At 63.7% G+C, this 22,706-nt stretch carries 20 protein-coding genes; 9 read left to right on the top strand and 11 right to left on the bottom strand.

What is annotated here, in order from left to right; all coding sequences use genetic code 11:
* Positions 1–131: 131 nt before the first annotated feature.
* The 5 genes from E4J93_RS06430 to serC form a co-directional block, all read right to left on the bottom strand.
* Complete coding sequence (locus E4J93_RS06430) at positions 132–734, bottom strand: HdeD family acid-resistance protein (RefSeq protein WP_147588648.1); 603 nt, start codon at positions 732–734, stop codon at positions 132–134.
* 176 nt (positions 735–910) lie between these two features.
* The gene (locus tag E4J93_RS06425) at positions 911–1,327 is read right to left on the bottom strand and encodes a TipAS antibiotic-recognition domain-containing protein (protein ID WP_255431948.1); all 417 of its coding nucleotides are present in this window, start codon (positions 1,325–1,327) and stop codon (positions 911–913) included.
* A gap of 8 nt (positions 1,328–1,335) precedes the next feature.
* Positions 1,336–2,592 carry a DUF1015 domain-containing protein gene (locus E4J93_RS06420; protein WP_147588646.1) on the bottom strand — a complete coding sequence of 419 codons (1,257 nt, stop codon included), beginning with the start codon at positions 2,590–2,592 and terminating at the stop codon, positions 1,336–1,338.
* Between the two features lie 114 nt (positions 2,593–2,706).
* Positions 2,707–3,870, bottom strand: a complete 1,164-nt coding sequence (locus E4J93_RS06415; RefSeq protein WP_147588645.1) for a phosphoglycerate dehydrogenase — start codon at positions 3,868–3,870, stop codon at positions 2,707–2,709.
* A gap of 89 nt (positions 3,871–3,959) precedes the next feature.
* Positions 3,960–5,066, bottom strand: coding sequence for a 3-phosphoserine/phosphohydroxythreonine transaminase (serC, locus tag E4J93_RS06410; RefSeq protein ID WP_147588644.1), 1,107 nt, complete (start codon positions 5,064–5,066; stop codon positions 3,960–3,962).
* A 324-nt stretch (positions 5,067–5,390) separates the two neighbouring features.
* Between serC and E4J93_RS06405 the strand changes: the two genes are divergently transcribed.
* Entirely contained in the window at positions 5,391–6,281 is an 891-nt protein-coding gene (locus tag E4J93_RS06405) for a metallophosphoesterase (RefSeq protein ID WP_147588643.1), read from the top strand.
* 110 nt (positions 6,282–6,391) lie between these two features.
* On the opposite strand, the gene E4J93_RS06400 is transcribed toward E4J93_RS06405, so the two are convergent.
* On the bottom strand, positions 6,392–7,519 hold the full coding sequence (locus E4J93_RS06400; RefSeq protein ID WP_147588642.1) for a hypothetical protein: 1,128 nt from the start codon (positions 7,517–7,519) through the stop codon (positions 6,392–6,394).
* Between the two features lie 58 nt (positions 7,520–7,577).
* Positions 7,578–9,053 carry a lipopolysaccharide biosynthesis protein gene (locus E4J93_RS06395; protein ID WP_370511759.1) on the bottom strand — a complete coding sequence of 492 codons (1,476 nt, stop codon included), beginning with the start codon at positions 9,051–9,053 and terminating at the stop codon, positions 7,578–7,580.
* A gap of 300 nt (positions 9,054–9,353) precedes the next feature.
* Between E4J93_RS06395 and E4J93_RS06390 the strand changes: the two genes are divergently transcribed.
* The 6 genes from E4J93_RS06390 (at position 9,354) to E4J93_RS06365 (ending at position 15,440) form a co-directional block, all read left to right on the top strand.
* Positions 9,354–10,922, top strand: coding sequence for an L-lactate permease (locus E4J93_RS06390; RefSeq protein ID WP_147588695.1), 1,569 nt, complete (start codon positions 9,354–9,356; stop codon positions 10,920–10,922).
* 213 nt (positions 10,923–11,135) lie between these two features.
* A complete protein-coding gene (locus E4J93_RS06385; protein WP_147588640.1) occupies positions 11,136–11,639 on the top strand; it encodes a MarR family winged helix-turn-helix transcriptional regulator in 504 nt (167 codons plus the stop codon).
* 13 nt (positions 11,640–11,652) lie between these two features.
* On the top strand, positions 11,653–12,498 hold the full coding sequence (locus E4J93_RS06380) for a DegV family protein (protein ID WP_147588639.1): 846 nt from the start codon (positions 11,653–11,655) through the stop codon (positions 12,496–12,498).
* A 282-nt stretch (positions 12,499–12,780) separates the two neighbouring features.
* Entirely contained in the window at positions 12,781–13,377 is a 597-nt protein-coding gene (locus E4J93_RS06375; protein WP_147588638.1) for a hypothetical protein, read from the top strand.
* Positions 13,378–13,475: 98 nt separating this feature from the next.
* Positions 13,476–14,267 (top strand): class B sortase, encoded by a 792-nt coding sequence (locus E4J93_RS06370; RefSeq protein WP_147588637.1) that lies wholly within the window; start codon positions 13,476–13,478, stop codon positions 14,265–14,267.
* Positions 14,268–15,440 carry an LCP family protein gene (locus tag E4J93_RS06365; RefSeq protein ID WP_147588636.1) on the top strand — a complete coding sequence of 391 codons (1,173 nt, stop codon included), beginning with the start codon at positions 14,268–14,270 and terminating at the stop codon, positions 15,438–15,440.
* Positions 15,441–15,447: 7 nt separating this feature from the next.
* Here E4J93_RS06365 and E4J93_RS06360 read toward each other — a convergent pair whose 3' ends face one another.
* The 3 genes from E4J93_RS06360 to rnhA form a co-directional block, all read right to left on the bottom strand.
* Positions 15,448–15,867, bottom strand: a complete 420-nt coding sequence (locus E4J93_RS06360) for a transcriptional repressor (protein WP_147588635.1) — start codon at positions 15,865–15,867, stop codon at positions 15,448–15,450.
* Between the two features lie 189 nt (positions 15,868–16,056).
* Positions 16,057–17,142 (bottom strand): Gfo/Idh/MocA family protein, encoded by a 1,086-nt coding sequence (locus tag E4J93_RS06355; protein WP_147588634.1) that lies wholly within the window; start codon positions 17,140–17,142, stop codon positions 16,057–16,059.
* 24 nt (positions 17,143–17,166) lie between these two features.
* Positions 17,167–17,655 (bottom strand): ribonuclease HI, encoded by a 489-nt coding sequence (rnhA, locus tag E4J93_RS06350; protein ID WP_147588633.1) that lies wholly within the window; start codon positions 17,653–17,655, stop codon positions 17,167–17,169.
* Positions 17,656–17,835: 180 nt separating this feature from the next.
* Here rnhA and E4J93_RS06345 point away from each other — a divergent pair, with 180 nt between their 5' ends.
* A complete protein-coding gene (locus tag E4J93_RS06345; RefSeq protein WP_255431947.1) occupies positions 17,836–19,908 on the top strand; it encodes a Tat pathway signal sequence in 2,073 nt (690 codons plus the stop codon).
* A gap of 145 nt (positions 19,909–20,053) precedes the next feature.
* On the opposite strand, the gene E4J93_RS06340 is transcribed toward E4J93_RS06345, so the two are convergent.
* Positions 20,054–21,859 carry an ABC transporter ATP-binding protein gene (locus tag E4J93_RS06340; RefSeq protein ID WP_147588632.1) on the bottom strand — a complete coding sequence of 602 codons (1,806 nt, stop codon included), beginning with the start codon at positions 21,857–21,859 and terminating at the stop codon, positions 20,054–20,056.
* 207 nt (positions 21,860–22,066) lie between these two features.
* Here E4J93_RS06340 and E4J93_RS06335 point away from each other — a divergent pair, with 207 nt between their 5' ends.
* Complete coding sequence (locus tag E4J93_RS06335; protein ID WP_147588631.1) at positions 22,067–22,627, top strand: NADPH-dependent FMN reductase; 561 nt, start codon at positions 22,067–22,069, stop codon at positions 22,625–22,627.
* Positions 22,628–22,706 lie beyond the last annotated feature (79 nt).

Genomic DNA, 22,706 nt, shown 5'->3' with positions numbered 1-22,706 from the left:
CCCGTGTTATAGCAATTCTCTGACCTGCGGTTTCTTTAACGCGAATCGAGGGTCTACTTTGGCATTTGGCATATTCGCACGAAAAACGTTATGGATACGCTTGCGCCCGCCCAAAGCGCTCGCGCGCGATCCTAATCCACCCGTCCAAACGTGAAAGCGCGTACGAGCAGCGTCGCCCCCAGCACCGCGAGGGCGGCGCCGGCGAAGAGCACGAGCATCTCGGTCGATTCCAGCGGGAACAGGAACACCACGATACCCGCGATGATCGATAGCACACCGGAGAACACGGCCAGGCCGCGGTTGTGCACGGCGCCCGATTCCACGAGCGTCATCACGCCCTCGATGATCCAGCCAAATCCGATGGCGAGCACCGCGAACGTGGTGAGCGCCGCTGCGGAAAGCGCTTGGTTGCGCACCATGACGATGCCGCCGAAGAGCAGCAGCAAGCTGGTGATGATGCTCAGCGCGCGCCAGCCGGACGGCAGGATGGGTGCCCCGATGGCCGCAACGAGCCTCACGATCGCGGCGACGATGAAGTACACGCCCAGTACCACCGTGAGCACGACCATGGTCTTGACCGGCCAGAAGAGCAGGGCCGCGCCCGCGAGCAAGCCCATCACGCCTGTGACGCCGTAAATCCAGCGGACCGTCTTGATGCCGCGGTCGATCATGCCGCGTTCGTCGAAGATGAACGGATCGTGTCCCGTACGGTCGAATTCATTAAAGTGTGCCATGGTCGAAATCTCCTAACATACACATGTAAGGTAATCCTCAACTGTGGTTTACCCGAACAGCGACGGAGTAAGCGGTTTCGAGTGGGGGAGTCCGACCACGGCTCCATCTTCATGGATGCAACAAATTGCCGTTACCATTTGTGAGCTGCGCGATGTCGGAGGCGCTCACGGCCGGCCTACTTCGCCCAGGCGCAGATCGCGTCATGCAGCAAGGCAGCGCAGCCCGTCACGGCGCCGTCATAGTAGGCGGTAAAGCGTTCGTCCGCCACGTACATCTCGGCCAGGCCACGGTGCGCTTCGGGCGTGTAGAAGCTCCATGTGTAGCCGAGCCATTCTCGGTGCAGGCCGCAGATGCGCTTGCCGGTCTCGCCTACGGGGTCCAGCCCCCGCTGCACCGCCGCCTCGAGCTCCGTGTTGATCTGCGTTCCGAGTGCTTGGAATCGCTCGAACTCGCTCTCGCTCAGACCGAGTAGCAGGCGGTTGCTCGCATCGACGGCGTCGTCGCCCCAGCGCGCCCGCGCTTCCGAGCCGTATGAGCGCTCGTTATCTTCCACAAGGCGCCGCGTCTTCGTGGCAGCGGACTTCTTGCCCATGCGTCCTCCTATTTCGCAATGCGGTGGATGAACAGGCCGCTGCGCAGTTTGGGCTTGAACCATGTGGACTTGGGCGGCATGAGCAGCCCTGCATCGGCAACGGCGAGCAGTTGGTCGATGCTCGTGGCGTGCAGCGAAAACGCTACGCCCTCCTCGCCCGCGCGCCGCTCGAGCTCGTCGGTTCCGCGGACTCCGCCCACGAACGCGATGCGCGCGTCGAGCCGCGGGTCCTCGATGCCCAGGACGGGCCCCAGCACGCGGTCTTGCAGCACGGAAACATCGAGCGATGCCACCGGGTCGGCCTCGTGCAGCTTGGCGGCAAGCTCGTCGTCGGGCGTGAGCGCCCACCAACGGCCCGAGGCGTACATACCGAAGATGCCGGCATGCACGGGTTCGATCGCGCCCTCGCGCTCCTCCACGTGGAACCCGGCGTTCGCAACGCGCGTCACCAGCTCATCGGCGCTCATACCGCAGCGGTCGGCCACCACGCGGTTGTACGGCAGGATGGAGAGCTGGCTTGCCGGGAACAGCACGGATAGCACGTAGTTGAAAGGCTCCTTGCCGGTGTAGGCGCCGGCTGCCTGCGCCTCCTCGCGCATGGAGCGGGCGACCTTCACGGCGCTGGCGGCACGATGGTGACCGTCGGCGATGTAGGCGCACGGGATGGTATCCATCATTGCGCGGATGGCCTCTACGGAATCTTGGCGTTTGATCTCCCACACGGTCTGGCGAACGCCCGAATCGTCCACAAAGTTGTATAACGGCGTGGCCTGCTTGGCGGCGCTCAGGATGAAGTCGAGAACCGGCTGGTCGCGATAGGTCAGAAAGATCGGACCCGTCTGGCAGCCCAGCGCGCGGATATGCGCGATGCGGTCGCGCTCCTTGTCCTCGCGCGTGAGCTCGTGGCGCTTGATGGTGCCGTTCTCGAATTCCGAAACCGCGCACACGGCGACGAGGCCCGTCTGCGCGCGGCCGTTGCGCTCAAGTTCGTAGAGGTAGTAGCACATGCCGGGGTCGCGAAGGAGCGTGTGGTCGTCCAGGCGCTCCTGCAGCAGCTCGGAGGCGCGGGCGTAGACCTCGGGGGCGTACATGTCCTGTTCGGGCGCGAATTGCGTCTCCGGTCGGTCGATGTTCAAAAACGAAAGCGGCCGTTCGGATACGTAGCGAGCGGCCTCGGCGCGATCGAACACGTCGTAAGGCAGCGCGGCCACCTCGGCGGCATGCTCGGGAACGGGGCGGATGCAGGGAAACGGCAGCGCTTTCATGGCGGTCCTCTCACAGTGGTGCACGGGGCGCGCTTCGAGCGCGCGTATGTATCTATCCTAACCCCAGGGAAGCGCGGCGGGTTTTAAAAACACGGCGCCCGCGCCGAAGCGGTGCTATTTGATGACGCGCACGCGATGGATGGCGGGTATCTGCTTGAGGGCATCGATCGTCCGGGCGTCGAGGTGCTCATCGGTATCAAACATCGTGTAGGCGTTCTCGCCGGCGCTTTCGTTGACCATGCGCTGCACGTTGGCGTTGTCCTTGGCGAGGACGGCCGTGATCTGCCCGATCATGTTGGGGACGTTGGCATGCAGGCAGGCTACGCGGCTGGCGGCTCGCGCCTTGCCCATGTTGCACGCCGGGTAGTTCACCGAGTTGGCTATGTTGCCGTTCTCCAGATAATCTTTGAGCTCCGATATCGCCATGTCCGCGCAGTTCGCTTCGGCCTCTTCGGTTCCCGCACCCGAGTGCGTGGTGATGAACGTATGCGGCATGCGCACGGTTTTAGGGGTGGCGAAGTCGCAGGCGAACCACGAAAGCGCGCCCGTGCGCAGGGCGGCGTCGACAGCGTCTTCGTCGATGATCGTCTCACGGGCGAAGTTGATGAGCACGGCGCCGGGCGCAAGCAAGGCGAGTTGCTCGCTCGAGATCATGCGGATCGTGTCGGCTTTCGAAGGCACGTGCAGCGTGAGGTAGTCGCATCCACGGCAAAGGTCCTCGAGCGTGCCTACCCGCTGCACGTTGTGCGAGAGCGCCCAGGCGTGCTCCACGGAGATGAACGGATCGTAGCCGTACACGTCCATCCCAAGGTCTACGCACGCATTGGCCACCTTGGATCCCACGTTGCCCAGGCCTACGATGCCCACGCGCTTGCCGCGCAGCTCTCGGCCTACGAAGGCCTTCTTGGCCTTTTCGGCATCGGCTAGGATATTCGGGTCGCGCGCATTGTCGCGCACCCACTGCATGGCCTGCACGATGCCGCGGCTCGACATGATCATCATGGCCAGCACGATCTCTTTTACAGCGTTGGAGTTGGCGCCGGGCGAGTTGAACACCACGACGCCCTGGCGTGCGTACTCCTCGATGGGGATATTGTTCACGCCCGCGCCGCATCGCGCGATGGCGCGGATGCTTCGGGGTAGTTCGTAACCGTGTAGATCGGTCGAGCGCATGAGGATGGCGTCGGCTTCCTCGGCCGCGTCTACGAAGTCGTAGCCCTCGCCGAACTCGATTCGCCCGTCCTTGGTGATGTCGTCGATCGTCTTGATGTAGCGCATGGTGGTTTCCTTTTGCTTCGTTGCCGAACGTTAGGGCTGTGGGCTCGGGCCTCGCCGCCCGCTGCCTCAGGGGGCAGGGGCTCGCACCCCTACCTAGATCGCGTTTCGCTCGCCGTCTCGAACTCCCGCATGCAGGCCGCCAGCGCCTCGACGGATTCCCTGCTCACCGCGTTGTAGATGCTCGCACGCAGGCCGCCGGCGGCGCGGTGCCCCTTGATGTTGACGATGCCGCACGCGGCAGCGAAGTCCACGAACTCGGCGTCGAGCTGGGGCGTTGGCGTGCGAAACGTCACGTTGGCGATGGACCGCGAGTCCGGCTGGGAAACGCCCCGGTAAAACGAGCTGGTATCGATGGTCTCGTAGAGCAGGCGCGCCTTGCCCTCGTTGCGCTGCTGCATGGCCGCCAGGCCCCCGGTCTCCTCGATCCATCGGAATACCTTGCCGCACACGTAGATGCCGAAGGTGTTGGGCGTGTTGTACATCGAGCCCTTGCTCGCTTCCAGGCGATAATCCAGGTAGCTTGGGCAATAGGGGCTGGCGGGTCCGTCGTCTATCAAGTCGTCGCGCACGATGACCACGGTTACGCCCGCGATCCCGGCGTTCTTCTGCGCGCCCGCGTACACGAGCCCGTAGCGCTCGATCTCGAGCGGCATGCTGAGGAAGCAGCTCGACACGTCGGCTACGAGCGGCGTCTCGCCGCAGCCTGGCAGCGCGTGGAACTGCGTGCCGTAGATGGTGTTGTTCTGGCAGATGTAGATGTAGTCGAGGTCGCCCACGGCCGCGCGCGCCTCGACGGGCGCCAGGCCGGGGATGCGGTCGAATCCGGTATCCTCGCTGCTGGCGAGCGCGAGGGCTTCGCCGTACCGCTGCGCCTCGGACCAGGCTTTCTTGGCAAAGCTGCCGCTCACCACGTAGCCGGCTCGTCCGCGCCTCATGAGGTTGAGCGGGATGCCTGCGAATTGAAGGGTGGCGCCGCCCTGAAGGAACAGGACGCGGTAGCGGTCGGGAATATTCAGGATGCGGCGGAGCGTGGCCTCGGCTTCGTCGATGATGCGCTGGAATGCGGCGGAGCGATGACTCATCTCCATAACGGACATGCCTGCGTCTCCGTATTCGGCCAGCTCGTCGGAGAGCTCGGCCAGGATGCTCCGGGGAAGGGCCGCGGGGCCCGCCGAGAAGTTGTGAACGCGCGCCATAGGTGCTCCTAACGTTTGCGGGTGAAGACGCGCCGTCTGTCGCGGTGCCTGGTACGGCGTCCGCGGAGGTGCGCTCGCGTAAGGGATGCACTTTACTATAGAAGAGTATGACGGCTGTAACCGAAACGTTACCTTTTGCGAAGAGGGCCGGGGTGCACCGTCTTCATGACCACGTTCCGGCAGTTCACGATGCGTGGGGGTTCCATTCTCGACCGATAATTGGCGCCCTGTGCAGCGCCCGCCGGGATGAAATGGGCGCCGCCTCGTTAAAGAAAGAGTAAACTATCACTTTAAGGTTGAAGGTTGATGCCGAGAGGGGACCCCATGGCGACCTACGTTACATCTGATGTGCACGGGTACCTGCGTGCCCTCGATGCCGCCCTCGAGCTGGTGGGGCTGGGATCTGACGACGTGCTCTACGTGATGGGCGATATGGTCGATCGAGGACCCGATCCCATCGGCGTGGTGAAGCTCGTTCGGTCGCTCCCCAACGCTCGCGTGCTCATGGGCAACCACGAGCGCATGCTCCTTGATGTCCTGGCAGCCGATGACGATCGCGAGCTGCTGCTCTGGCAGATGAACGGCGGATCAACTACGTCGCGCGAGCTCGATGCGCTCTCGGGCGAGGAGGCTGGCGAGCTTATCGAGTGGTTGTCGGGGCTGCCGCTGTTCGACGTGGTCGAGGTGGCCGACGAACGCGTGCGCCGCTCCCATCCCGGAGATCCCGAGCTCGCCGCGGCCACGCGCGCGCACCTGCTCGTGCATGCGGGCATCGACGCCGCCATCGCCCGTGCCAACCTGCGCGCAGCGGGCGTGCCCGTGGATGCCGCGGGCGGCGCGCGCGACGCCTCGGTCGCGCAGCTCGCCTCCATGCTCTCCCAGCAGGTGTCAGATGACCTGCTGTGGATCCGCGGCGACTTCTGGAGCGAAGCTACGGGCCTGATCGGCCGCGACGGACGCGGCCCCGTGGTTGTTTCCGGTCATACGCCCTCCTTGTATCTTGGGCGCTATGGGCGCTTGATGTCGGGCACCGGTGTGACCGAGGACCTGCAGGGCTGCGTGGTCGAGGTGGGGGCGTGTCGCGACACTGGCGGCGAGGCCGATCGCATCTGCATCGATTGCGCTGCGGCAACGGGTTCGCCCACCGGGCGCGTGGGGATCATGCGACTCGAGGACCGCGCGACATGGTACGTCCCCGTAGGCGAGGGCGCGTAGTTTCGCCGGGATTTCTCGTTTGCTGGCAACCGTGCGTCGCAGAGGGTTTTCAAACGAAGACGGCCCCAGGTGGTCCGACCACTCCGGAGCCGTCTTGCTAAATCTTCTGGTTATTCCTCGGGAAAGAAGATCTTCGGATAGGCTTCGTCCCATGATCCTTCATCGAGTGACCAGACGCCGTCGGTGGACTCGAATTCGAAGGATACGCGGGTCTCGGTGGTGGCGGTGCACTCCGCGAGGCAGGTGTAGAAGATGTCCTGCATGAGGGCGGCCGCCTGTTCTTGCGGTAGATGCTGGCATGCGGGGTCGTCGGCGGCTTTGTCGAGCGCCTTCGCCCACGCGATGACGAACGCGATGGGGTCGCGATGCGTCACATAGACGTAGCAGGTGCCCGTTGAATCGCGCGTGAGCATATCGCTTGTCCTAAAGCTGAGGTCCACGAGCATCCAGTTGGCATACGCCTCGGGGTCAACGCCGAAGGAATCGATATCGTCGCCGAAATCATCGAGCACCATCGATGCCAGGTACTGCTTGACCTGTGTTTTGAGCTCGGGGTCCGTGGGTTCGAGGGCGTCGAACGTGGGCTTGATCAGGTCGTGGAGCTCGCGTTCATCCTGCTCGACCGCATTCGGGCCATCGCCCCCATTGTCCAGATGCGAGTCGACGGTATTCGTTTCGAGGGTTGTATAGGTTTCGCCGAGGGCGCCGGCGGCCAGCCAGATCGACACGATGAGCAGCAGGTTGACGAGGGCCGAGATGATGGCGCCCGCGATGCCGAGCACCTTGCCCGCTGTGGACAGGCCGGTTGGGGTGGTGCCGCGCGTCGAGCGTGCGGCGCAGGCGATGGCGGCTATGGCCAGGATGAGCCCGACAAGGGGCACGGCGCTGAACAGGATGGAAAGGGCTCCCAAGATCACCGAGGTGACGGTTAGGTTGTAGTTCGCGCTCGCTTGTGCGGCGGCGGGTGCGGGCGCGGCGACCGGCGGGAGGGCGCGGGCCTCCGACTCGCCCGAGGCCGCGGGCTGGCTTCCCAGGCTGTTCGGCGACGTAGCGTCGTCCGGCGCGGCTGCGGCTTCCTTTGGTGCGCCGATCGGCTCTGCATCCGGCGCCGGGGCGGACGAGGCTGTTTCGGCGGGCACGGGCACGGGCGGGAGGTCCCGGTGCCCCGCTTCGGTCCGGGGGCGGCCGTCCACCGAGCTGCTTCGAATGTCGTTCCAGGGGTTCGTTTCGTCTGTCATTGCGGGACCTCCATGGTTGCGGGGGCGGCGGCCTGGCGCGCGGCCGCTCGGCCGAGAACTAGGCAAAGGGGTTGCGTTCGCGCGTGATGGCGCGGCGGATGTGCACGTACTCCACTATCAGCAAGACGAGCAGCAGAGCCATGACCAACAGGTAGCTTATCACGGCACCCATCAGCCCCAGCAGGGCGACGAGCACGAGGGGCGCTATGACCGACGCGGCGAAAGAAATCAGGTAGAGCTTCATCACGTCGCCCTGGCGGCGCAGCACGGTGATGATGGCGTATAGGAAATCGATGGCCGCGGTGATGCCGCCGGCGGCGATCATGAGGTAGGCGAGCATGCGGAAGCGTTCGAAATCGACTCCGTACATGAAGCTCATGACGGGTATGCCGATCCAGGCCATCATGACCCCGCTGAACACCGTTACGGCTAGGACGACGACCATCATCGCCGCGACCACCAGGTCGAAGCGGCGCCGTTTACGCGGATTGGACCAGATGCTCGCCAAGCGCAGCAGCTGCGGTTTGTAGACGAAGCCGATCGCAAGCAGGATGCCCTGGGCGGGGAAGTACAGCGCGTTGAAGTAGAGCTGGTTGTCGTAGGGGAGCATCCCCTCCATCACGAACTTGGGCATGCTCTCGATGAGGTTGAACAGGAAGAGCGCGGCGAACAGTGGGAAGCATCGGCGCAGCAGGCCGGTGACCTCCTCAAGGCGCATCCCGCGCGACTTTTCGGTTTCAAGCAGCGCCAGCGGGATGGTGAGCAGCGCCAGCGACGCCACGGCAACAACCGCCATGGCTACGGAGGCGAACGGCAGGCTGCGCGTGATGAAGAGCGCGAGGGAGAAGGCTGCGGCGACCGCGAGCGAGCGCAGCGCCTGGCTGATTCCGGCCAGATAGAGCTTATCGGCCTGCTGGAGCCTGCCCTCGTAGACGTCGGCGATGCCATCGACCATCTTGTAAACGTAGACACCCAGGGAGATGGTCATCATGTTGGGGCTGTAGTCTCGAAACGTGCAGTACAGAATGCCCGCAACGAGGGCGAGCGCGCCGGTTATCCAGCGGTTGACCTGGTAGGATGAGAACGAATCGACCTCGTCGATATCGGAAACCTGGAAATTGCGGACGCCGTAGCTCGCCGCGATCATGAGCAGCGTGCCGGTGACGAACGCCATGGAGAACATGCCCGCCTGCTCGGCGCCGACGAGCTGCGTTGTCACTACGGTGAGCAGCGGGAACACCATGCCCCACACGCCGATGCCCACGGTATTCCATAGGTAGTCGCGTTTGGTGCAGTGCGACTCGTACTCCGCTTCCTGCTCGCTGAGCGATCCTTCGTATACCGCTTCGAGCAGGCGGGTCCACCACTGGTTTACCATGCGGGTGATGAAGGTCTGCTCGCGTTCAGGGCGCTTGGCCTCGCGCTGGGCCGCCGCGTCCGCGGAATCGTTGGGTGCGGGACGGTACGTGGGCCTGCGCCTGCTCTGGGGGCTGCCCACCGCGATGGCGCCGCGCCGCGCGAGGCGCTTGCGCATCCTATCGAGCAAAGTGATGCTCACATCAGCCTCCTGCCTGCTCAATCGCGGCTCGGGCGAACCGCGCCGCCGCCGTTCGGGCGCGGGCGCCGATAGCCGGGCGCCGCGTGTCGATTCGATTCATTATAGCCATGCTCTCGGACATCGAATTTGCAACCACGTTCGGTAACGCTTTTTGTTTCTTCTCGCGTCGCGCGGCGCTTGCGGTATCCTCTGATACGTTTTACTACGGTGCCGGCGCGACCGAAGCGCGCGATGAGCGTGCGCGCAGCCGCGTCGCCGGACGTGTTGGGGATATATATGGATTTCATCTCGTTTCTCTTAGCCCTCGTTCCCATCCTGTGGCTCGTCGTCATGTTGCTGCTGTTCAAGTGGCCCACGTGGAAGGCGGCTATAGGTTCGTTCGTCATCGCCGCTGCGCTCGCGGCGACGCGCTGGGGCATGCCGGTCGATCAGGTTGCCACGGCGAGTCTCGAGGGCTTCCTGATGGCGCTGTGGCCCATCGTCTTGGTGATCATCGCGGCGGTCTTCACCTATAACCTCTGCGTGAAGACCGGTGCCATGGATGTGATCAGCGGCATGATCACCTCTATCTCAAGTGATCGCCGCATTCTGGCGCTGCTTATCGCGTGGTGCTTCGGCGGCTTCATGGAGGGCATGGCCGGCTTCGGAACGGCCGTGGCCATCCCTGCGGGCATGTTGGCCGCGTTGGGTTTCTCGCCCATCCCGGCCGTGCTCATGTGCCTGCTCGCCAACGGCGTGCCCACGCCGTACGGCTCCATCGGCATCCCTACGGTGTCTTTGGCCAACCTGGTGGGACTCGATGCCGCGCAGCTCGCCTCGGTGCAGATGCTGCAGCTCGCACCGTTCTTCATCGTTGCCCCGTTGCTCATCGTCTACGTGGCGGGCGGTTCTTCGCTGCCGTCGCTCAAGGATGCGCCCGCACCTTCCCTGGGCCAGCGTTTCGCGGGCGTCGCGCCCATCGCGCTCGCCTCGGGTGCAGCCTTCGTGGTGCCCGCCTATCTCGTGGCCACGTTCGTCGGACCCGAGCTCTCCGTCGTGGTGGGCAGCATCTGCGCGCTCGCGGTTACGGCGGTGCTCGCCATGCGCGCCGAGCGCTCCGGTAAGCTCGATGCGCGCTTTCACATGGAGGCCCCCGAGGCCGAGGACCTCGATGCTGGCCGTGCGCTCAAGGCTTGGTCGTGCTTCATTCTCATCTTCGTGCTGCTGCTGGGTACGTCTAAGCTCGTGCCGCCGGTAAACGCCTTCCTGGCGCAATTCGCCACCAGCGTGCAGGTGTTCAGCGGTCCCAACCCGGGGACCCTTACCTTCTCCTGGATCAATACGCCCGGCGTATGGATCTTTCTGGCCGCGTTCGCGGGCGGCGCCATCCAAGGCGCCAGCCTCAAGGTGATGGGCGAGGTACTGCGCGATACCGTCAAGCAGATGATGCCCACGGTCATTACCATGTTGTCGGTACTCGGGTGCGCCAAGGTGATGGGGTACGCGGGCATGATCTCTTCCATCTCGGCGTTTTGCATCGGCGTTGCCGGTGCGTTCTTCCCGTTGGTGGCGCCGTGGATCGGCATGGTCGGCACCTTCGTGACGGGCTCGGGCACGAGCTCCGGCATGCTCTTCGGTCCCGTTCAGCACGAGGCCGCGATGGCGCTTTCGTCCGATCCCTACTGGATGGTCGCCCTCAACTCGCTGGGCGTGGCCGCGGGCAAGATGCTCTCGCCGCAGACGCTTGCCATCGGATTGGCCGCTGTTCGCGTTACGGGCAAGGACGCCGAGCTGCTCAAGGCCGTCCTGCCGTTTGCTCTGGCATTCCTGGCTGCCATGAGCGCCCTGGCGTTTTTCGGCGCCTAGCAGCTACATCCCCCTATGCGCCGCTTCTCGGTGCGCGCCGCTTTTCCACGGCCTCGCTTTCGCTGCGGGGCCGTGTTTTTTTACGCCGGACGACGTGGTGCGGACGCGCCATGCCCTATGCTCGAAGACGGTATGGAAGTCGATGTGTCGAAGTTGCGTAGTTGTTGACGGCTTAACAAACATTCGTAAGATGTTAATGCGTTAACGAGCCGTATGCGATGCATCAGCACGGGAGGTGTCATGATGGAGCAGGAGCGCTTCGAGGATTTTGTCGGATTGATCGGGGCGATTTCAAAGGAGATCCAGCGGATCAAGGCCGCGGAGGCGGCGAAGCTGGGCTTGAAGGGCGCCGACATCATGTTGCTCTACCAGCTGCATCGCGAACCCGAGGGTCTCACGAGCGCCGAGCTGGCGCGCCGCGCCAGCGTGACGCGGGCCGCCATTTCCCGCTATACGGCGGGTCTCGAGGAGCGAGGCTTCATCCGCATGGTCGAAGATGAGCGCTCGGGCCGCTACCGGGCCCGCCTCTATCTTACCGAGCAAGGCGTCCGCGCCATGGACGAGGCCGTGAACACCATCGCGCGCGTGGTCGCGCAGGCCGGTGACGAGCTTTCCGCCGAGGACCGTCTGGTCATGTACCGGTCGCTCGCAACGGTTCTGGATCGGCTCAAGCACATTTCTCGTAACGAAGCAGAGGCGCGCCGCGCCGCCCCATAAGGAGGGAACCCCCATGCCAGTCCGCATCATCGTCGATTCCGCCAGCGATATGAGCAGCTCGGGTCATCCGCAGCTCACGGTTCTGCCCCTGTCCGTCGTCTTTGGCCAGGATGTCTACCTCGATGGCGTCACCATCACCAACGACCGCTTCTACGAGCTGCTCACCGAGGGCGACGACCTGCCCAGCACGGGGCAGGTGAACCCCTATGCGTTCTCGCAGGCGTACGAGGAGGCGATCGCTGCGGGCGAGGACATCGTGGTCATCACCCTGTCGGAAAAGCTGTCGGGGACCCATCAAAGCGCTGTCACGGCGGCGGGCCTGGTGGATGCCAAGGTCCGTATCGTCGATACGCACAGCGTCACGGTAGGCGAGCGGGCGCTCACCGAGTATGCGCTTCGACTGCTTGACGAGGGCGCTTCCGCCGACGAGATCGTGGCTGCGCTGGAAGCCGTGCGCGACCGCGTGGTGGTACTCGGCCTGCTCGATACCCTCGAGTTCCTCCGGCGCGGCGGCAGGATCTCCGCTGCCGCCGGCGCGGTGGGAGAGATTCTCTCCATCAAGCCGGTGATCACGGTTGCGGACGGCGCCGTCGAACTCGTCGGCAAGGCGCGCGGCCAGAAGCACGGCCGAAACCTGCTGCGAAAGGCTATCGAGCGCACGGGCGTCGACTTCTCCATGCCCCTTGTCTTGGGCTATTCGGGTGTGAGCGATGCATTGCTGCGCGATTATATCGAGGCTCATCGCGACCTGTGGGGGGCATATCCCGGCGACGAGCTTCCCGTGCATTCGGTGGGCGCTACGATCGGTACGCATGTCGGTCCCGGCGCCATCGCACTTGCTTTCTTCGCGCAGGAGTAGGCCGGCTGCGATTCGATCGATGCGAAACCGTCTGCGGTGAACCGCCGCCGATGTGGTCTGGTGGAGCGGCGGCCATCCTCGGCTACGACATGTATATATCTGTGCATGCTGTTCTCGCAGCCCGCCGCGGCGCATTTCGTCGGCGATGGGCTGCGTATTGTAAAATTGTTGCAAGAACGATGCGATTATTTCCTTCGTTTCGAATTATCGTCCGTGCGTGCAGTATACTTCTTACCTACGTCGCGGCATACGCGCCGCATTCAGCATGAAGGGAGATTGAACATGAAGAAGTTCATCACTGTTCTCGGTGCTCTTGCCCTCGCTCTCGCGCTTCCCGTGAGCGCTCAGGCTTGGGAGAGCCCCGTGGGCGACGTCAAGGCCCAGACCATCACGTTCTCCGCGCCGTCCGGCGTCGAGGTGAAGGCTGCCGCCGCCTGCAACGGCACCGGCGAGCTCATCATCACCCCGACGGAGGAGCTTCGCGCTGCCAACGCCGAGGTTGCCGAGGGCTATGCCGAGATCGCGTCGTTCAAGGTCGAGTCCCGCGGTAAGGTCGAGCCGCCGTTCCAGTTTGCCTACAACCTTGATTCCGAGTATGCGAATGCTGCCGTGACCGTGTACGTCGACCACGAGGGCAAGGCCGAGAACGAGGTCATCAACAAGACCGCTAGCTCCGACGGCACCGTTACCTTCTCTACCGACACCCTCTCCATCCACACCATCGTTGCCAAGAAGGCCGATACCGTGGTGAACACCGACACCGGTTCCAAGTCCCCGCAGACCGGCCTTAACACTATGGTCGTCGCTGCCGGCACCGCTGTCTCCGCCGCCGTCGCCGGCGGTGCGTTCGTGTCGCTGCGCAAGAAGGCTTCCAAGTAGCGTTTATACCGCATGGTAGCTTCATGAAGGTTCGAGAGGGCTCGTCTTAGGACGGGCCCTCTCGTCTACCATGGGGTTTCGACAGGGATGGATGTGATATGACGAACGAACCGCAATCTCGCGATACGCATCGACGCATGCTTCGCATCGTTGCCGCCCTCGCGATCGTCTGCGTGGTTGCCGGCAGCGGCTATCTTGTTTGGCAGCAGCTGCAGATCTATCGCGCTCAGCAGCGCATGCAGGGCGCCGAGGTGCCCGAAACCCCTGCGGAGGCAACGCAGGAATCCACCGCGGAGCTGCCGGAGAACCCGATCAACTTCGATGCCCTGTGGGAGAGCAACGTCGAAAGCTATGCATGGCTCTATATCCCCGGCGCCCAGATCAACACGCCGGTGCAGCAGAGCGCGACCGATGACTTCTTCTACCTCACGCATGATCAAAATGGTGCGTATTCGCCGGTCGGCACCGCGTTCTCCCAAGTTGCCAACAAGCAGGACTTCTCCGATCCCGTCACGGTGATATACGGCCACGATATCGACGGCGTGTTTAAAAACCTGCACTATTTCGAGGACCAGGCGTTCTTCGATGCGAATCCCACGTTCTACATCTATCGTCCGGGCCACATCTACACGTATACCGTCGTATCCGCCTACAAGTACGACGACCGGCACATTCTCAACTCGTTTAACTTCAGCAAGCCCGAGGTTCGCCAGGAGTACTTCGATTTCGTGGCGAACCCCGACTCCATGTTGAAATGCGTTCGCGAGGGAATCGAACTCACCCCCGAGAGCAAGATCGTTCAGTTGAGCACCTGCATGCTCAATGAGTTTCACGGCACCTCGCGCTATCTGGTGAGCGCCGTGCTCACCTCGGATCAGGAGACGAAGTAGATGACACAGGAAACGCCGAAGGGCAATCATTTTAGGCCGCGCAGTGAAGATGCCGCGCCCGATGCGACCGAGGTGGAAGAGTCGCCGGCGATCCCCGCCCTGAATGGTTCGTCCGATGAGAGTGAGTCGGCTTTCGATGGCGAGGGCCAGGGGGCTGAAGCTGCCTCCGGTTCCCGCCGCGCACGCCGTATCGCCGTTCGCGCTATCATCGTCGTGCTCGTCGTCCTTTCGGTCGGTGCGGCCGGGGCGGCGGTCTTCATCAATCGTTCCATCGCACGCGGTCGCCGTTCGTTCGAGCAATCCATGCAGAAAGCCGTCGAGAACAAGGGCACCACTGTTGAATACAACGGTACGACCTATCGTTTGAACGAGGATATGGTGTCCATCGCGTTCATCGGCTTCGATAACCGCACGAAGAACGCTACGGCTGGATACGATGTGGCGGGGCAGTCCGATACCGTGATGGTGGTCGCGCTCGATACCAAGTCGGGTAAGGCGACCGCCATCGTGATCCCGCGCGACAGCATGGTCGCGGTCGACACCTATATCGACGGTGTTTACAACGGCCAGCACCAGCTGCAGCTGTGCCTGCAGTATTCGTATGGCAGCTCGCATGAGCAGAGCTCGGAACTGGTGACGCAGTGCGCTTCGCGCGTGCTGTACGGCATGCCCATCGACTACTATTTCACGCTCAACGTCGAGGGCGTGGGCCCGCTTAACGACGCCGTTGGCGGCGTTCGGCTGACGCCGGTGCAAAGCGTTCCCCCTGCCGGCATCCGCGAGGGCGTCGAGACGACGCTTCGCGGCAAGAGCGCCGAGCTGTACGTGCAATATCGAGATACGACGCAGCTCAATTCCTCGCTCGATCGACAGGCCCGTCAGATGTCTTATCTCAAGGCGTTCTCGACCCAGGTTTTGCAGAGCGCGGCAAGCGATCCGGCTACGGTGCTCAACCTCTATCAGAAGGCGCTCGATTACACCTGGACCAATTTGGGTTTCGAGCAGTTCTCGTATCTGATTAGCCAGATGCTCGACCATGGCATGACATCGTTCAACGTGGTGTCGCTGGAGGGCGAGATGGCTCCGGGTGCCGCGCATGCCGAGTTCCATCTCGATGCGGACAGCGTGTACCGAACGGTGCTCGAAACGTATTACACCCCGGTGAAGGAGTAACGCGGGGTTATGCGCCGGTTTGCGCGCCTTCCGTCGGGAGGGCGCGTGCCTGGCAGCCGGGGCAGATGCCGCGGAAGAGCGTGGCGTGGGTCACATCGGTAAAACCGCTGCGTTCCTGGAGGTCCGTATCGATTTCGGGGCGATAGGGTAGCGCCACGTCGGCAACGCAGCCGCAGCGCCTGCAAATCAGGTGGGCGTGTCCGTCGACGCGCCAGTCGAAGCGGCAGCCCCCTTCGGTGCGTACGGTGCTGATCTGGCCCGTCTCCTCTAGAAGGTTGAGGTTGCGGTATACCGTTCCGCGGCTGATCTTGCTATCGATGCGACGAATGTCGAGGTAGATATCATCGGCGGTGGGGTGGTCGTCGTGGTTGCGCACGGCTTCGAGTACCATGGCGCGCTGTCTGGTATTGCGTCGTTGTACGGCCATGCCGCCCCTTCCTACGTTCATCAATATGCTATAGCAGTATAGACACATTATGGCCGCGGTGCAGGCACGGGGAAGCTTTTGCTCTACATCTCCTTGACTGGATTGAACGAACGAAGGCCCGAAGCGTGCGGCTTCGGGCCTTCGGCTGGTTGTACCGGTTGTAAGAAGCCTGCGGGAAACCCGCGTTTCCTAGCGGTCGTGGTCGGCGGGGAAGCGGATGCCGGATTGGCGTCGGGCTTCATCCATGAGAAGGAGGGAGCGCAGGGAGATCTCCTGTGCATCTCCGATCGTTCCGACCCAGCCTGCCGGTGCGGCCGAGGGCGAGCTGCCGTTTTGCACGCATGCGATCGCGTCAAGGAAGTCCTCGAGCTCATAGGCCATGCTATTGGCGCATGACGGGAGCTCGAGCTCGTGCTTCGAGGTGGCCGTGCTCGAATAGCCGACGCCGTCATAGCCCGAGACGCGTTCGTCGATACGTGCAGCGGACGGCATGGAGATGCCGTCGAATGTCAACGTGCCCCGTTCGCCTTCAATCTGGTTTTCAGCAAGATCCTGCGTGATCTTCGAGTAGTGGAGCGTGGCCGCCATATGGTCGTAGGATGCCGTGATGACGCCGGCTCCGTCTAGACGCCCATGGGTGAGCGCCTCGGTCGATTCGTCCAGAAGCACGGGTGCGCACTGGATGGCGTTCGGTGCGCCGAAGAGCGCGATGAGCGGCTCGACGCAGTACACGCCGATGTCCATGAGCGCTCCCGTCGCCAGGTTGCAGTCGAAAATATTGGTATGGCGACCGGATAGGAGCTCGTCGTAGCGGGATGAATACTTGCCGAATCGGAAGGTCGCCCGGCGGATCTTCCCGAGTCGCGGTAGCGCATCGCGGATGATCTTGAGGGCCGGGTCGTGGAGGGGGCGCATGGCCTCGAGCGCAACGACGCCTGCTGCGTTGGCGGTCTCGAAGAGCTTGCGCGCTTCGAGCGCGGTGGCGCAGACCGGCTTCTCCACCAGGATGTGCTTGCCGGCTGCGATGCAGACGAGAGCCTGCTCGAGATGGATGGCGTTGGGACTGCCCAGATAGACCGCGTCGATGTCCTGGGCGCTCGCGATGTCCTCGATCGAGCGGAACGGGCGCTCGCCGCCGTGCTCGCGTGTGAATTCCTCCGCGCGAGCCGCGTCTCGCGAGAACGTGCCGATGTAGCGGGCGCGGGGGTTATCGTTGAGCACTTCGATGAAGCTGTCACCGATCATGCTGGTGCCGATGGTAGCGATGCGAATCATGGTCGCTCCTTTGCTGTTTCTGCGCTAGTCTGCGTCGCCCTCGATGAATCCATGGTCCACGGCGAGCGCCCCCGAGTCGGCTGCCGTCGTGGCGAGCTGGTCGCAGCGCTCGTTCATCGGGTGTCCGGCGTGCCCCTTCACCCACATGAAGGTGACGCGATGGGGCTCCTTCGCCGTGAGCAACCGCTTCCACAAATCGATGTTCTTGACCGGCTTCTTCTGCGAAGTCTGCCAGCCGCGTTTGATCCACCCGTCGACCCAATGCTTGTTGAACGCATTGACCACATACTGCGAATCGGAATGAAGCTCGACTTCGCACGGGCGCTTGAGCGCTTCGAGCGCCTCGATGACGGCGAGAAGCTCCATGCGGTTGTTCGTGGTGCGCTCGTATCCACGCGACAGCTCGAGGACATGCTCTTTGCCCGACGGGGCCTGATAGCGAAGGACGGCGCCGAATCCGCCCCTGCCCGGGTTTCCGCGCGCTGCGCCATCGGTGTAGATAACGACTCTCACGAGGGGGCTCCCTTGCAACGTAGATATGGATGAATCATTCATTGTACTCGCTCGCTTGATAGCGCGGGGCGGTTTGGCCTTGGTTTTTGTTGGGTATAGTTGACGTTACGCAACGTTTGGCTTCGACCTGTCCAGGTGCGGAGCGCGCGGGTACGCAACGAGTGGAGGAGTGGACCTACAGTGGCCCAAGGTAACGGATTCGATAACGACGGTTTTCAGGATATGCTGCATAGCATGTTCGGGTTTTCCAGCGCGGGCTTCGGTTCGGACTTCGGTGACGATGCCGGTTCCGGGCACGATGGCCCCATCCCCGTTGACGCTGTCGTCGACGGAGAGGAGCGACCTGCCGGATCAGCCGGTAAGAGCGGTGGCAAGAACGGTGGATCGAGCCATGGTGCGGGCGGTTTTGCCCAGCGCGTCGCCCAATGGAGCCGCCGCGCGTTCATCGCGCTCGCCATTCTGCTCGTCATCGCGCTCGCGGTTGGGTACTGGTGGTTCCATCCCGCGCTCAACCTGCAGAGTCCGCGTGTTTGGAGCTGGATACTCATGATCGCGTTCGTCGCGATCCTCGGACTGCAGGTTGCCGCCATCAGGAGCGCGAAGCACCGTACGCTCTTCCGCCGCCTGGTGATTGTTCCCGGGGCGGTTGTGGTCGCGTTCTTCTTGGGCATCTTGTTGGGTCAGCCCTTCGTCCCGGGCAACGCCGAGCGCTTCGCGTCGGTGCTTAAGACCACCGAGGGCGATTTTGCCAAGGACATCGAGCAGGTCGACTACTCCGAGGTCCCGGTCATCGACCGCGACTCCGCCGTGCTGCTCGGCAACCGCGCCATGGGCTCGATCCCCGAGTACGTCAGCCAGTTCGAGATCAGCCCGGCCTACAGCCAGATCAACTACCAGGGCCGTCCGGTCCGCGTGAGCCCGCTCACCTACGCCGACCTCTTCAAGTGGTTCTCCAACCGCGGCAACGGCATCCCCGCCTACGTGCTCGTGGACATGGTCACGCAGGAGGCCGAGGTCGTCCGCCTGAAGCAGCCCATCAAGTACAGCGAGTCCGAGCCGCTGGCGCGCAACATCGACCGCTACGCGCAGCTCAAGTACCCCACCTACATGTTCGACCAGAAGTCCTTCGAGCTCGATGAGGAGGGCACGCCCTGGTGGGTCTTCCCGGTCCAGAAGCGCACCATCGGCCTGTTCGAGGGAACCACCATCAACCGCGTCGTGCTCGTGAACGCCTGCACGGGCGAGACCGCCGACTACGCTATCGACGAGGTGCCCGCCTGGGTCGACCGCGCCTACCCGTCCGACCTCCTTATCCAGCAGTACAACTGGAGCGGCGCCTACGGCAAGGGCTGGCTCAACTCGATCCTCGGCCAGGTGGGCGTCGTGCGCACCACGCCCGGCAAGGACGGCCAGCTCGGCTACAACTACCTCGCCCAGGGCGGCGACATCTACCTGTACTCCGGCGTGACGTCTGTGACGGCCGATAGCTCCAGTATCGGCTTCATCCTGGTCAACCAGCGCACCGGCGAGTCCCACTTCTATTCCGTTCCCGGCGCGACCGAGGACTCGGCCATGGACTCGGCAGAGGGCCAGGTCCAGAACCTCAAGTACCAGGCCACCTACCCGCTGCTGCTCAACGTGTCGGGACAGCCCACCTACTTCATGGCCCTGAAGGACAACGCCGGTCTCGTCAAGATGTACGCGATGATCAACGTGCAGCATTACCAGGCGGTTGCTACGGGCAGCACCGTCGCATCCACCCAGGAGAGCTACCTGGCCATGCTGGCGGCCGATGGAACGCTGTCGGACGAGGAGGCGGCCGCGGCGGGCGCCGAGGAGAAGGCCTCCGGCAAGATCGCGAGCATCGCGCAGGCCGTCATCGACGGCAACTCGCATTTCTACGTGACGCTCGAGGGCGACGGCGCGATCTATGACTTTGCCCTGCCCGACATGCTCGAGATCGTACGCTACCGCGTCGGTGACGCCATCGAGTTCAGTTACGCCAAGCCCTCCGACGACGGCGCGTCAACCCGGCAGGTCGTGAGCCTGGGAGGCGCCCGCGCCAAGGCCGAGGACGCTCCCGCCCCGGATGCCGACGTGGAGCCGGCGGGCGAGGCGGCTGCCTTCCTTTTTGCGTATCGTGCCGCGCCGCCGCAGGGCGCCGTGTGCAATCGTGACGACTTTTCACAGGCGCATCCCGCATCTGCTATATATACAGAAACGATAGCAATTCAGCGACCTGCGGTTTTATGAGTGGAACGGGCCTGCTACCGAGCGATTTCGATATTTGATGGGAAAAGTCGACAAGATTGCACACGGCGTGCATGGTGATCGGCTTTGTTCGGCGTCAATGCGGCGCGGATGGGGCGCAAACCGAGGGCGAGGGCGCCCTCGCGCTTCATTCTCCGTCCAAAAACGCTCCGGTCTGGCGGTTCCACAGGGCGGCATACTCGCCGCCCGCCGCCGCGAGGTCGGCGTGCGTGCCGTCCTCGACGATCTCGCCGTCAGCGAGGACGACGATGCGGTCGAGCGCGGCGACCGTTGAGAGACGGTGCGCCACCACGATGGACGTGCGGCCGCGCATGAGGTTCTCGAGCGCGTCCTGCACGAGCGCCTCGCTCTCGGAGTCCAGCGCGCTCGTGGCCTCGTCGAGTACCAGGATGGGCGCGTCGGTGAGGATGGCGCGGGCGATGGCCACGCGCTGGCGCTGGCCGCCTGAGAGCTTCACGCCGCGCTCGCCCACGAGCGTGTCGAGTCCGTTTGGCAGGCGGTCGATGAACTCGAGTGCGTTAGCGAGCTCGGCGGCGCGGCGTACCTCCTGCTCGGAGGCGTCGGGGCGGCCGTAGGCGATGTTCTCGCGGATGGAGCGGTGGAACAGCAGCGCCTCCTGAGGGACGTAGGCGATCTGGCGGCGCAGGCTCTGCTGCGTGCAGGCGGAGATGTCCTGCCCGTCCACGTACACGTGGCCGTCCTGCACGTCGGACAGGCGCAGCAGCAGCTTGGTGAGGGTGGTCTTGCCGGATCCGGAGCGCCCCACCAGGCCGACGCGCTGGCCTGCGGGGATATGCAGGTTCAGATCGGTGAAGACCCGGTCGCCCTCTGCGGCGTCGGCGTAGGCGAAGCCGAGGTGGTCGAAGTCGATGGAGCCCTCCCGCACCGCGAGCTCCGGTGCTCCGGGGGCGTCTTCCACGAGTCGGGGCTCGTCAAGGATGCGGGCCATCTCGCTCGCGTCGCCGATGGCGCGGTTCATGCGCTGCATCATCGAGTTGATGTAGTTGAAGCGCATGGAGAGCTGGTAGGTGTAGGAGAACATCATGACGAGCATGCCGCCCGAGATGCCGAACCAAGCGTTGCCGCCGGCTACGAAGATGGACACGATGAGCATGATCACGGTGATGATGCCGCTCGTGGTGAACCCGCGCTGCATGGTGGCGCGCATGGAGCGGCCCTCCGCCCGCATGGCCGCGAGGTCCGCCTCGTCGAAGAGCTCCTTCTCGAAGTCCTCGCGCCCGCATGTCTTGACGGCCAGGATGTTGGTCACGGCGTCCGATAGCACGCCGGAGAGGCGGTTTTGCGCCTTGGCGGTGGCGGCGGACAGCGGCAGGATGCGCTGGTACATGCGCGTCGCCACGATCACGTACACCACGAGCATCACGGCGAGCGCCGCGGCGTATGCCGGCACGGCGGGCGCGAGCGCGATGAAGGTGCAGGCGGTGCTCGCGATGGTGGGGATCAGCGAGTACACGACCACGTCCACCATCTGGGTGTAGCCGCTCATGAACTTGCTCGTCTGGCTTACCAGCGCACCGCCGAAGCGACTCGTGTGGAAGGTCATCGACTGGTTGGAGAGCGTGTCGAAGCACAGGCGCGCCAGGTGGTAGTTGCCGTTGATCTGCAGCTTGTAGACGGCGTAGTCCTGCAGCTTGGAGCAGATCTGGCCGATGAGGTTCACCAGCAGCAGCGCCAGGATGTAGGGGCCGAAGACCTCCCATACCTTATCGGCGGGCACGGGAGAGGCCTGCACGCGGTCCACGATGAGGCCCATCACCCAGGTGTTCACGAAGATGAGCAGCGCGATGTAGGCGATCGAGGTGAAGACGGCGAGCAGCGCCGCTCCCGGCACGAGCTTGGTGACCTCCCAGAAGCGCCTCAGCGTGCGCTTGACGGCCGGCTTCTCCAGCTTCTGGACGTTTCTCTGCGACATATGCTTCCCCCTGACGTTGTTTTCCTGACAAGGTTATCCCTTGAACCGCCCCTCGGGTCAAGTTCGATTCGCGCCCCCATGCCGCTTACTGCCGGCGGTATCCTTCGCACGTAATGGCGCATTGTCCTCGGCGGTGTTTTTGCGGCGCCGATTAGGGTAGAAATACTATCAACGAAGTAATACATCACCGACCCGAGGAGTTCGGATATGTCCCATAGCAAGAAGCTCGTATTCATCGTCGGCTCGCTGCGCCGCGGCTCGTTCAACCGCGCGCTCGCCGACTACGCGGCCGAGGTCGTCGGCGAGCGCGCCGAGGTCGAATACCTCGAGTACGCGGACCTTCCCCTGATGAACGAGGATATCGAGTTCCCGGCACCGGCCGCCGTGACGCGCGTCCGCGAGCAGGTCGAGTCGGCGGACGGCGTGTGGATCTTCTCGCCCGAGTACAACTTCAGCTATCCCGCCGGGCTGAAGAACGCGCTCGATTGGCTGAGCCGTCCGCAGGTGCCAGGCGATTTCGACGCAGCCGTCTCGCTCACCGACATGCCCGTCGCCATCTCGGGCGCGGGCGGCAAGGCCGCGAACGCCAACGTGCGCCGTCAGCTCGTCGAGCTGCTCGAATACGTCGAGGCGTCGATCGTGGGCGGAGAGGGCGAGGGGTTCGTGCTGCCCGCTTCTGCCTGGCAGACGGGCGTCTACGAGATCCCGGAGTGGGACAAGACGCGCATCGCCCTGCAGGCCGAGGACCTGCTCGCCGCCCTTTCGTAGCTGCTCGGCTGCCCGTGGCGCCCATTACAGTTTGAGCCGTCCGTAAGGGCGGCTCTTTCACCTTCAAGGCATTACGATT

It is taken from the genome of Collinsella sp. BA40 (assembly GCF_008014645.1).
Taxonomy (GTDB): Bacteria; Actinomycetota; Coriobacteriia; order Coriobacteriales; family Coriobacteriaceae; genus Collinsella.
This window is presented reverse-complemented; position numbering and strand designations above follow the sequence as displayed.

What these genes read in the sequence shown, in the direction of transcription:
- E4J93_RS06395 (WP_370511759.1), bottom strand. Translation starts at nt 9,053, where the DNA reads ATGCGCAAGCGCCTCGCGCGGCGCGGCGCCATCGCGGTGGGCAGCCCC.
- E4J93_RS06405 (WP_147588643.1), top strand. Translation starts at nt 5,391, where the DNA reads ATGGCGACCTACGTTACATCTGATGTGCACGGGTACCTGCGTGCCCTC.
- E4J93_RS06355 (WP_147588634.1), bottom strand. Translation starts at nt 17,142, where the DNA reads ATGATTCGCATCGCTACCATCGGCACCAGCATGATCGGTGACAGCTTC.
- E4J93_RS06370 (WP_147588637.1), top strand. Translation starts at nt 13,476, where the DNA reads ATGACGAACGAACCGCAATCTCGCGATACGCATCGACGCATGCTTCGC.
- E4J93_RS06380 (WP_147588639.1), top strand. Translation starts at nt 11,653, where the DNA reads ATGCCAGTCCGCATCATCGTCGATTCCGCCAGCGATATGAGCAGCTCG.
- E4J93_RS06365 (WP_147588636.1), top strand. Translation starts at nt 14,268, where the DNA reads ATGACACAGGAAACGCCGAAGGGCAATCATTTTAGGCCGCGCAGTGAA.
- E4J93_RS06420 (WP_147588646.1), bottom strand. Translation starts at nt 2,592, where the DNA reads ATGAAAGCGCTGCCGTTTCCCTGCATCCGCCCCGTTCCCGAGCATGCC.
- E4J93_RS06425 (WP_255431948.1), bottom strand. Translation starts at nt 1,327, where the DNA reads ATGGGCAAGAAGTCCGCTGCCACGAAGACGCGGCGCCTTGTGGAAGAT.
- E4J93_RS06430 (WP_147588648.1), bottom strand. Translation starts at nt 734, where the DNA reads ATGGCACACTTTAATGAATTCGACCGTACGGGACACGATCCGTTCATC.
- E4J93_RS06335 (WP_147588631.1), top strand. Translation starts at nt 22,067, where the DNA reads ATGTCCCATAGCAAGAAGCTCGTATTCATCGTCGGCTCGCTGCGCCGC.
- E4J93_RS06400 (WP_147588642.1), bottom strand. Translation starts at nt 7,519, where the DNA reads ATGACAGACGAAACGAACCCCTGGAACGACATTCGAAGCAGCTCGGTG.
- serC (WP_147588644.1), bottom strand. Translation starts at nt 5,066, where the DNA reads ATGGCGCGCGTTCACAACTTCTCGGCGGGCCCCGCGGCCCTTCCCCGG.
- E4J93_RS06375 (WP_147588638.1), top strand. Translation starts at nt 12,781, where the DNA reads ATGAAGAAGTTCATCACTGTTCTCGGTGCTCTTGCCCTCGCTCTCGCG.
- E4J93_RS06340 (WP_147588632.1), bottom strand. Translation starts at nt 21,859, where the DNA reads ATGTCGCAGAGAAACGTCCAGAAGCTGGAGAAGCCGGCCGTCAAGCGC.
- E4J93_RS06390 (WP_147588695.1), top strand. Translation starts at nt 9,354, where the DNA reads ATGGATTTCATCTCGTTTCTCTTAGCCCTCGTTCCCATCCTGTGGCTC.
- E4J93_RS06415 (WP_147588645.1), bottom strand. Translation starts at nt 3,870, where the DNA reads ATGCGCTACATCAAGACGATCGACGACATCACCAAGGACGGGCGAATC.
- E4J93_RS06360 (WP_147588635.1), bottom strand. Translation starts at nt 15,867, where the DNA reads ATGGCCGTACAACGACGCAATACCAGACAGCGCGCCATGGTACTCGAA.
- E4J93_RS06385 (WP_147588640.1), top strand. Translation starts at nt 11,136, where the DNA reads ATGCGATGCATCAGCACGGGAGGTGTCATGATGGAGCAGGAGCGCTTC.